General features: G+C 46.8%; 13 protein-coding genes. All 13 read left to right on the top strand.

The window, feature by feature from the left end; genetic code table 11:
• Nucleotides 1-466: phage tail protein (locus AB4653_RS12210; protein WP_372104265.1), on the top strand; the 466-nt coding region annotated here is incomplete at its 5' end.
• Nucleotides 463-1,194, top strand: coding sequence for a phage virion morphogenesis protein (locus tag AB4653_RS12205; RefSeq protein ID WP_102257925.1), 732 nt, complete (start codon nt 463-465; stop codon nt 1,192-1,194). The genes AB4653_RS12210 and AB4653_RS12205, both read left to right, overlap by 4 nt.
• A 6-nt stretch (nt 1,195-1,200) precedes the next feature.
• Nucleotides 1,201-2,334: a DUF2586 domain-containing protein gene (locus tag AB4653_RS12200; protein WP_102257924.1), complete on the top strand. Its 1,134-nt coding sequence runs from the start codon at nt 1,201-1,203 to the stop codon at nt 2,332-2,334.
• Between the two features lie 3 nt (nt 2,335-2,337).
• Nucleotides 2,338-2,790, top strand: a complete 453-nt coding sequence (locus tag AB4653_RS12195; RefSeq protein WP_102257923.1) for a phage protein — start codon at nt 2,338-2,340, stop codon at nt 2,788-2,790.
• 197 nt (nt 2,791-2,987) lie between these two features.
• On the top strand, nt 2,988-3,188 hold the full coding sequence (locus AB4653_RS12190) for a phage holin family protein (protein WP_240798334.1): 201 nt from the start codon (nt 2,988-2,990) through the stop codon (nt 3,186-3,188).
• Nucleotides 3,185-3,766 (top strand): lysozyme, encoded by a 582-nt coding sequence (locus AB4653_RS12185; protein WP_102257922.1) that lies wholly within the window; start codon nt 3,185-3,187, stop codon nt 3,764-3,766. Before AB4653_RS12190 ends, AB4653_RS12185 begins: the two co-directional genes overlap by 4 nt.
• Nucleotides 3,767-4,008: 242 nt before the next feature.
• The gene (locus AB4653_RS12180; RefSeq protein ID WP_237300131.1) at nt 4,009-4,323 is read left to right on the top strand and encodes a hypothetical protein; all 315 of its coding nucleotides are present in this window, start codon (nt 4,009-4,011) and stop codon (nt 4,321-4,323) included.
• Complete coding sequence (locus AB4653_RS12175; RefSeq protein WP_102257921.1) at nt 4,316-4,597, top strand: putative phage tail assembly chaperone; 282 nt, start codon at nt 4,316-4,318, stop codon at nt 4,595-4,597. Before AB4653_RS12180 ends, AB4653_RS12175 begins: the two co-directional genes overlap by 8 nt.
• The gene (locus tag AB4653_RS12170) at nt 4,594-4,782 is read left to right on the top strand and encodes a DUF6890 family protein (protein ID WP_372074299.1); all 189 of its coding nucleotides are present in this window, start codon (nt 4,594-4,596) and stop codon (nt 4,780-4,782) included. The genes AB4653_RS12175 and AB4653_RS12170 overlap by 4 nt, the downstream gene beginning before the upstream one ends.
• A 14-nt stretch (nt 4,783-4,796) precedes the next feature.
• Nucleotides 4,797-6,620, top strand: coding sequence for a phage tail tape measure protein (locus tag AB4653_RS12165; RefSeq protein ID WP_102257920.1), 1,824 nt, complete (start codon nt 4,797-4,799; stop codon nt 6,618-6,620).
• Complete coding sequence (locus tag AB4653_RS12160; protein ID WP_372070511.1) at nt 6,601-6,936, top strand: DUF2590 family protein; 336 nt, start codon at nt 6,601-6,603, stop codon at nt 6,934-6,936. The genes AB4653_RS12165 and AB4653_RS12160 overlap by 20 nt, the downstream gene beginning before the upstream one ends.
• Nucleotides 6,933-8,126: a baseplate J/gp47 family protein gene (locus AB4653_RS12155; RefSeq protein WP_102257918.1), complete on the top strand. Its 1,194-nt coding sequence runs from the start codon at nt 6,933-6,935 to the stop codon at nt 8,124-8,126. Before AB4653_RS12160 ends, AB4653_RS12155 begins: the two co-directional genes overlap by 4 nt.
• A 3-nt stretch (nt 8,127-8,129) precedes the next feature.
• A complete protein-coding gene (locus tag AB4653_RS12150) occupies nt 8,130-8,792 on the top strand; it encodes a phage tail protein (protein WP_102257917.1) in 663 nt (220 codons plus the stop codon).
• Nucleotides 8,793-8,847 lie beyond the last annotated feature (55 nt).

The following is an 8,847-nucleotide window of genomic DNA, read 5'->3' as shown; positions in this document are numbered from 1 at the left end:
TGAAATGGGGTATTTACTCCAAACGTTAACAGCTCACTTATTGACAGTCATCCCTAAAAATTGTCATTCGCTGCTTGAGTCGTGGATGGATGGAGCTGAACTGCAACTCACTCCAAAGCACCAAGGGTTGGGCGTCGATTTGGGGATGATGGAATACGAAGCGGTTATCTCGATAGAACGTTTTCCTTTTAGGGAGTTTGAGCCAGCTATTGTCATGGCCTCAGTTATGGCTTGGTTACAAAGTCATGACCCATATCGTGAAACCTATGAATTGGAAGATCCTAGATTCAAAGTTGAGCCCGAAAGTGACAAGACAGCCAACGTAGAGATAGATATTCAGTTTATAGAGCCTGTCACGATAGTCGAAGAGGAAGAAGGGGTGATTCATTGGCATGGTAAACAATACAACTTAGCAGAGTATGAAGTTTGGATTGCTGAACGATTCACTTTGGATCTGAAACGATGATTAAAGTTCAGTGGGATGAAAAAGGTGTGCTCAGAACAGATGAAATTCTAAAAGCTCTGGCTATGCCGGCAACCAAGCGAGAGCGGTTATTACGAAGAGTCGCCAAAGAAGTTCAGAAAATATCGAAACGCAACATTACCAAACAGCAAAGCCCAGATGGGAAAGCGTGGAAAGCTCGGAGAAATAAGCGTAAAGGCAAGAGCAAAAAAATGCTTACAGGGTTTAAGAAGCTGATTTATGTCTCGGGCAACAAAGATGCAGCGAAAGTTTCAGTGGGGAAAGGGAGCTATCGCATCCACGGTGCTTATGTTGCCAATTTTCATCAGCAAGGGCACAGACGTAAAGCAAACAAAGATAACACGCCAACTGGGCGTGAAACGCAGCTCAGTGACACTGAAATGTGTACAAAGGGACAGGCGAAAGCGTTACGAAATATTGGTTATGAAGTGTATGCAAGGCGAATTAACCCGAAAGCGAAAAGAGGTTCCAAGCGAGTCCCAACCATTAAATGGATGACTCAAAACCTAACTCAGTACGAAGTTAAAGGAGCATTTAAGAAACTAAGGGAGCTAGGACTGGTTCGGATAAAAAGCAGTTGGGAGATTGTTGTCCCTCCTCGTAAGTTCCTAGGAGCGACAAGGCAAAGCTTAAGAAAGGCATGGACAAGAGCTTTTCAAGGCATTGACTACGGTTGGAAGGTTCAACCTAAACACCTAAGAAGAGGATAAATACTCATGGCATGGCCTACCGTCATTATTAATATTCTAAACATGATGCGCGGACCAATCCCGGGCGTTGAATTTCATTTTCTGTTTGTTGTGTTTGGCACTGTTTCGGGCATTGAGCGCAACTTGATCATGGTGGACAACACCACGGATTTTGCAGACAGCACGTTTGATAACATCGATCCTGCACACATGATCACATTGAAAGCAGCCCAATTGAATGGGAAGCAGAATTGGACGGCAGGTGTGATGGTTTTAGACCTTGCTGACAGTTGGCAAGCCGCCGTACTTAAAGCCAATGAAACGTCAAGTTTTGAAGCGGTTGTGTTGGATAAAACGGAGACCGGTACATCGATTCTTGAAGAGGTAGTCGCTTTCCGTACTGACCTAAAAGCCAAGTTAGGTCGTGAAGTCTTCATGATTTGCACGTTACCGAGTATCAATAATGATCCGATAACAGGGGAAAGTTGGGCGCAATGGCTTGCGGCAACAGTGGCCATACCAACAAGCATCGCCAGTGAGTACGTCACTGTTGTTCCTCAAGTTCATAAAGATAACTCAACAGTCGGTATCTATGCAGGGCGGCTGGCAAACCAAGAAGTATCTATCGCGGATTCCCCCGCGCGAGTCAAAACAGGCAGTGTTCTAGGGAGCCTAGAACTGGCAAAAGATAAAGACGGCAAGCCTTTGGAGTTAGCAACCCTTAAGGCTTTGGAAGCGTCTCGAATTGCTGTGCCGATGTGGTACCCAGATTATCCGGGGCAGTATTGGACAACGGGCCGCACATTGGATGTGCCGGGGGGCGACTTCCAAGATATTCGCCACATTCGTGTTGCGATGAAAGCGGCGCGTAAAGTTCGTGCTCGTGCCATTGCTCGAATTGCGGACCGTGAATTGAATTCAACACCAGGCAGTGAAGCAAGTGCAAAACTCTATTTTACCCAAGATCTGCGTGAAATGGCGGTTGTGAAGAAAATTGGTGATTACGAGTTCCCTGGCGAAATCAAACCGCCACAAGATGAAGACATCACCATTACTTGGATGAACAGTGAAGAAGTAGAAATTCTGCTGGCGGTGACACCTTATGAATGTCCGGTAAAAATCACAATCGGCATCATGCTTAATCAACGACTAGGAGAGTAATCAATGAATTCTCGTTATACCGGTCGAAGCTTCGACGTAAATATTCTGGGTGTTTTGGTTCATGTGGAATCGGCAACGGCAACCATCAATGATGAATCAGCCGTTGATAAAGAGCGAGGTATTCCAACCGGTTTTACTCACGGTGCGGTGAGTTGTGACGTGGAATATGAGTTGGACTTGAACAATTTCCGAAAGCTGCAGCAGAAAGCGCGTGAAGCGGGAAGCTGGCGTGGCGTTCAACCTCACGATTGCATGTTTTATGCGAATACGGGAGAGGATGAAGACAAAGTGGAGTTGTTCGGTGTGAAGCTTCAACTCTCTGATCTGCTGAGTGTTGATCCTAATAGTAGTGATAAAACCAAGCGCAAACTGAAAGGGTTTGTGACGAGCCCGCACTTTGTCCGCATCAATGGTATTTCGTACCTAAGTTCAGACGATACACGTGGTCTGCTTTAAGTCTAGTGAGAGAGCGAATGCCGGATTTTGTTGATCATGCAAGTAGTAACGAAACCAAATTCACCGAAATGGCGGTGGTCAGTCAACTTAAACGGTCAGTGCAGACGAGCCAACAAGAAAGGGTTCAAAAGTGCGTTGATTGGCGAGAGCAGGGTGTCGGTATTACAAACCTTGCCAAGTAGAGCGGGAGTAACGAAATGAAAGACTGGTACGACAAAATAACCAGTGGAATTGCTTACTTAATGTCATTAATCGGCATGACATTAAGTAATCTGACATTTGAAGAGTGGTACTTCATCTTATCGTTGGTCATTGGTCTGGCAGCTCTCGGGTTGAATTACTGGCATAAACGAGCGATGCAACGTATCGCGAGCGAAAAAAGGTGTGACACCAAGTGAAAATGACGAAACGCATTATTTGCTCTGTCGCGGCAGTGATCGGGCTAGTGACTGGGGGAATGGCATTGCATCGCTCAGAGTTGCCGATTGGCAATGTGACGATCGCAGGTGAACAAATGGGGGCATTAAGAACGAGCGCCATTGGACTGGAGATCATCGGCAATGCGGAAGGGTGCCGCCAAGGCCTTTACACCTGTCCGGCAGGGTTAGCAACGAATGGTATTGGTAATACTCATGATGTGAAAGACCAAGTGGTGTCGTTAGAGCAAATCGCCACAGATTGGGTGAAGAACCTACAACAAGCTGAACAGTGTATCAGTCGGGCAGAAGTCGCTTCTGGCAAACAGATGTCACCAGGTCAGTTCGATGCCTTCACCTCTTTTAGCTTTAATACCGGGTGCACTCGATTTATGCGAAACCGGGATGGCAGTGAAACACAGATTTACCGTTTTATTAAACGGGGTGACTTTATCAAAGCGTGCCATGAGTTACCTAGATGGGTATATGGCGGAGGCGTGAAGTTGAAAGGTTTAATTGACCGCAGGGAAAAAGAACGTGATCGCTGCCTTGCCATTTAAAAGCATTAAATGGGGGAAGTGGCTACTGATTGTCGTTGTGGGGATTGCCATGGGGGCCATGTGGTTGATGTTGAAAGTGAGTCAGTCTGAGTTAGCGGCTTTAAAGACGCGTTTAGAAAGCGCTTTATCAACCAATCAGATCAGCCAAGCAACCATTGAAACCCTAACCCAAGAAAACAGCGAGGCGAATCATTTACTGGTAGAGAGAGCAAGGTTACACAGCACGAGAGAAGGAAAGCTCAATGAAGACATTGAAACGCTGCGACGCCAACTTGTTGATGAAGAGTGTTATCAAAGGTCTTGGCCTAGTGATGTTGTTGACCGGTTGCGCGAACCGTACTGAGTGGGTTGCGACTCAAGTGGTGGTGAAGTTACCGCCTGCGGGGCTGATCGTGTCTTGTCATAAACCGGAAATTCGAGGCACTAGCCCATTAATCACCGCCAGTGAAGATGTACCCAAATTAAAAGCGGCGTTGAGTCAATGTGCTCAGCAAGCTGAAGATTATTTGCAATGGCGTGCTAAGCACGAAAAAACCAAGAGAGATGACAATGACTAAACCTGTTTTTTCCTCAAAACCTGTAGAAGTCACTATCGGTGACACGGACTTCGAATTTACCCCAACGGTGCAAGACGCGAACAACTACACCAATGACATGATGCCAAACAATAAGGTGGCGCCTGCATATACGTATTTAACTCGTACGGTTAAACCGGAACAGAAAGCGGCATTGACCGAGTTGCTGGATAGTGTTCCCGGCCTAACCATTGAGCTGTATGCCACCGTGAGTAATGCCTCTAAAGGTGGCATTGAAATCACACTAAAAAAATAACCGACAGGGCAAAGAGGATTGAAGAGAGCCCACTTGAACAAGCCTTTGCCCTGCGTCGTCACTTTTTACCCAGTGAGCCTGATGACGAACAAAGTTTAAGTCGCGCTATCTGGTTGGATCAACACCAGTTCGAACGTGAAGAAAGAGCAGTAATGAGCGCAATTAGCCGATTGTTTAGTAGGTAGAGGCAACATTACGCATGAGTATGGAAAAGCTTTTAATGCACGTGGCTTTGGTTGACCAAGTAACCAAACCACTGCAAGGCATTACCAAAGAAATGCAATCTTCCATGGAAGTAGGCAAGCAAGGCATGCAAAACATGGCGACAGGTGGTGCGGGTTTGGTCGCGGCTGGCTTTGCTATCCAGAATGCATTGATGCCTGCCATTGAAATGGACAGAAAACTAGGTGAGGTGAAATCACTTGGGGTTGCTGAGGATGCATTAAAGCAATTGCAAGCGACCGCTCTCGACTTTTCTGCCAAGTACGGTAAGTCAGCGACGGAGTTTGTTGGTGCGTCTTATGATATTCAGTCCGCTATTGCGGGGTTAAACGGTGAGGAGCTTTCTCAGTTTACCAAAGCGTCGGGTGTGCTTGCTGCCGCGACTAAAGCTGACACCGCTACTATTACTAATTACATGGGCACCATGTATGGAATATTTAAAAATCAAGCCATAGGAATGGGTAAAAGTGAATGGGTGGACCAGATAGCAGGCATGACCGCCAGTGCGGTGCAAAGGTTCAAAACCACGGGTAGTGAAATGAGTAGCGCTTTCACTAGTGTGGGGGCTAATGCTACATCGGCAGGAATTGCGATGTCGGAACAAATGGCAATATTAGGTACGTTGCAAGCCACAATGAGCGGCAGTGAAGCGGGGACTAAATATAAAGCGTTCCTAGCTGGGGTCGCCAATGCTCAAGACAAACTCAATGTATCTTTTACTGACAGCCAAGGTCAGATGCTGCCTATGCTGGATATTCTCGATAAATTGAAAGGCCAATATGGTGACACCTTGAGTGTGGTAGAAGCGGCCGACTTGAAAAAAGCATTTGGTTCAGAAGAAGCCGTAAGCATGATCAAGCTGCTCATGGCTGATACTGATGGGTTAGCCGTCAGTATTGAACACCTAGGTAAAGTTCAAGGCATGTCAAAAGCCGAAGAAATGGCGAGCACTATGACTGACCAATGGAAGCGATTGGAGTCTGTATGGTTTGCCGTCCGTGCTGCTGTATTTGGTGCTGTGCTTCCGTCTATCAATACTGTTGTTGGTTTGATGGCTGACGGCATGATGGTGCTTGTGGGCTGGACAGACGAATTCCCATGGCTTGCTGAAATTTTGGGCTATGTCTCGATTGCGGGTTTATCCCTTGGTGGTGTGGTAGCAACATTATCGCTTGCGATGGGTATTGGACAAATGATGTCGGCAGGTTGGGCCGTCACCATGACAGGTTTAAATAGCATCATGAAGTTGTTCCGCATTAGTACGATAGCTAGCGCTGCAGCAGCCTGGTTATTTAATGCCGCTTTATGGGCTAACCCAGTCACATGGGTCGTGGCTGGTATGGCACTGCTAATTGGTGGTGTGGCTGCTGCAATCTATTGGTGGGATGACTTAACCGCAGCATTCAAAGACACGGCTTGGTTTGATGTTATTGCAGGAGCGATTGAGGGTATTGTTGATTTGCTTAATATGCTCCCTGGTGTGGACATTGAGTTGGGTAGTAAGGTGGAGACGCCAGAAATCAGTGCCGCGGTTCAAGCTGAGCGAAATGCCCCTAAATCAATTGAACCCATGACGTTTGAAGCGCCAACCATGCCAACAGTAGCTAACGGTGAAAGCATTGCCGAATACAAACAACCGGGTGCTCTGCCAACGCTACCGCCAAGTATGGTTCAAAATGTGACGACTAACCACAAACCACAAGGGAGCAATGTGAACTCTTACGGTGACGTTTACATCACCGCGCCAAACGGGGTCACTCCAGATCAGTTAGCAGAGTGGGATGAACTCAATGCCGGATGATAAGAAGTATAGAGACATAAAAGTGATTGACGGAGGGTGGGAGATGGACGCAGGCCAACAGCCAACCGAATGCAGTAATTTGTACAGTATTGCTCAAGACATTAAGCACACCATTATGGAAGCCGGTTTGGCTCGTCAATTGGTTGCTGAACGAAACCCGGCTTTGCGAGCTGATGTGATGGTACAGATTGAGCAGCTAGCTGAGGGTGATGTACGAGTCGTTCCAGGTACCGCAACCGCAACAGAACGGGAAACGGGTGAAATGATCTTAACCGCGACGGCTTATGAATATGGTGAGTTTGAGGTGACAATATGAGTAAACGACCAAGCGCAGACTTTATCGATATCTTAAGTGAGTCGGGTGTGCCGGTGACCGAAGAGGAATTCGAGGCCAAGTTAAAACAAGAAGTGGCTGGGGCTGGCTGTAAGGTATCTAATGACTCTGAAATGTCACCGTTCTGGCGATGGGTTCGTGCTGCAATAATAACACCGTGTGTCTGGTTAATTAGAACGCTACTTGCTAAACACGTGATGCCGAATATCTTTGTGGCGACGGCAGAGCGTTGGGCCTTAGAGTTGAAAGCTTGGGAATACGACATTGTTCCGAAAGGGGCAGAGAAAACACAAGGCAATATCACCTTAACCAAGGTGAACGCTGCTGATGCTGTGACGGTCGAAGCTGGCGCAGTAGTTCAAACTTTGCCGATTAGTGGAGTGGTGTATAAAGTTCGTGTGCTGGCTGAAACCGTGATTGATTCAGGTCAGCTGACGGGGAAAGTGCTCGTTGAAGCATTGGAAGCTGGCTCTGATTTTAATTTGCCAGCAGGTTACTTCAATATTATTCCAGAACAGATCCCAGGGATTGTTGATGCGGTTAATGAGCCTGATTGGATCACCCAACTGGGTGCAAACACTGAAAGTAATGAAGAGTTGGCACTGCGTATTCAGAATGCTTTCACTAGTTCAGGCGAGTGGCACATTGATGACGTTTACCGCTCGATTATTTCAAGTGTCGCTGGGGTTCGTAGCGATAATATCTATTTCAAAAATACAGGTGAAGTCACGCCAGGAACGGCAGAAGCTTTGATTTTAATGGAAGTCGGTGAAACCCCTCAATCAGTCATTGATGAGTTAAATGACCACATTATGACTAAAGGGCATCACGGTCACGGTGATGTACTGACTTGTAAGGCCATTCCAGATGCTGAGCATGATGTGCTCGCCGAGGTTATTTTAGTGGAGAGCCTAGACGAGCAAGCGCAAGTGAACGAGTTATTAGAAGTCGAAGGTCGTATTAGGGCGGCATTTCGCGAAACGGCCGCTTATCCAGAGATGACTCGCTCTAAACCAGAAAGCCGTTTCAGTCTTTCTCTACTTGGTACCGAAATCCACACCAATATGACGGAGGTCGAATCGGTTAAGTTCACCGTAGGCGGAAAGGTGCAAGAAGACATCATCAGTGGCTTGGAACAACCTCGTTTGAAAACGCTAACGGTAAGGGGATAACTCATGTCTGAACATCAATATTACGATCAAAAACAATCCCCCCCAAAGTTACCAGGAGTGGTCATCCCTTGGTGGCAAGATGGAAGTACCACCTCGGAGGAAATCAAAGAGCCACACTTTTTATCGAAAGGGGTGTTCGTATTTTTTCAAATGGTTTGGAGTTGGTTGTTGTTTCCGCTTCGCCAAATGGATGCCCTGACATGCAGTGAAAAGACTTTGGAGTTAATGGCTTGGGATCGAGACATTAAACGCTTTGAGGGTGAACCGCTTTCATTGTTTCGTAAGCGAGTGAAATACGCAGCAGTGAATGCTAAAGACGCGGGGAGTGTTGCAGGTTTTAAGCGAATTTTTGAAAGGCTGGGTATTGGTATAGTCACGTTTAAAGAGCGTGAGCAGGAAGCACAGTGGGACGTGTGCACCATCGAGTTAACAGATGATGATATTGCCAATAACAACAAGTTAGCTCAAACACTAATAGAACAATACGGGCGGACATGTCGACGTTACCGTTTTGAAGTGACGTACCCAGCAATTTTAACCATTGCTAGTGGTGAACTGGCGCATAACTTCAGTCTGTTTCTAGCCGGGACTCAGCAAGCCGTTGACATGAACGTGAAGCCACAGCCAGTTGAACATCGACAACAAGTATTTATTGCCAATTTTTAGGTTGCGACCTTTTTGGTATCGAGGAGGTACCCAATGAGCCAAACGGCAATCCCAC

This window comes from Vibrio sp. 10N.222.48.A3, assembly GCF_041475345.1.
GTDB classification, from domain to species: Bacteria; Pseudomonadota; Gammaproteobacteria; order Enterobacterales; family Vibrionaceae; genus Vibrio; species Vibrio tasmaniensis_A.
The sequence above is the reverse complement of the archived record's forward strand: the minus strand, read 5'-3'. Positions and strand labels throughout refer to the sequence as shown.

Coding starts and splice junctions, on each gene's coding strand:
- AB4653_RS12205 (WP_102257925.1), top strand. CDS start 463: ATGATTAAAGTTCAGTGGGATGAAAAAGGTGTGCTCAGAACAGATGAA.
- AB4653_RS12200 (WP_102257924.1), top strand. CDS start 1,201: ATGGCATGGCCTACCGTCATTATTAATATTCTAAACATGATGCGCGGA.
- AB4653_RS12195 (WP_102257923.1), top strand. CDS start 2,338: ATGAATTCTCGTTATACCGGTCGAAGCTTCGACGTAAATATTCTGGGT.
- AB4653_RS12190 (WP_240798334.1), top strand. CDS start 2,988: ATGAAAGACTGGTACGACAAAATAACCAGTGGAATTGCTTACTTAATG.
- AB4653_RS12180 (WP_237300131.1), top strand. CDS start 4,009: ATGAAGACATTGAAACGCTGCGACGCCAACTTGTTGATGAAGAGTGTT.
- AB4653_RS12175 (WP_102257921.1), top strand. CDS start 4,316: ATGACTAAACCTGTTTTTTCCTCAAAACCTGTAGAAGTCACTATCGGT.
- AB4653_RS12165 (WP_102257920.1), top strand. CDS start 4,797: ATGAGTATGGAAAAGCTTTTAATGCACGTGGCTTTGGTTGACCAAGTA.
- AB4653_RS12160 (WP_372070511.1), top strand. CDS start 6,601: ATGAACTCAATGCCGGATGATAAGAAGTATAGAGACATAAAAGTGATT.
- AB4653_RS12155 (WP_102257918.1), top strand. CDS start 6,933: ATGAGTAAACGACCAAGCGCAGACTTTATCGATATCTTAAGTGAGTCG.
- AB4653_RS12150 (WP_102257917.1), top strand. CDS start 8,130: ATGTCTGAACATCAATATTACGATCAAAAACAATCCCCCCCAAAGTTA.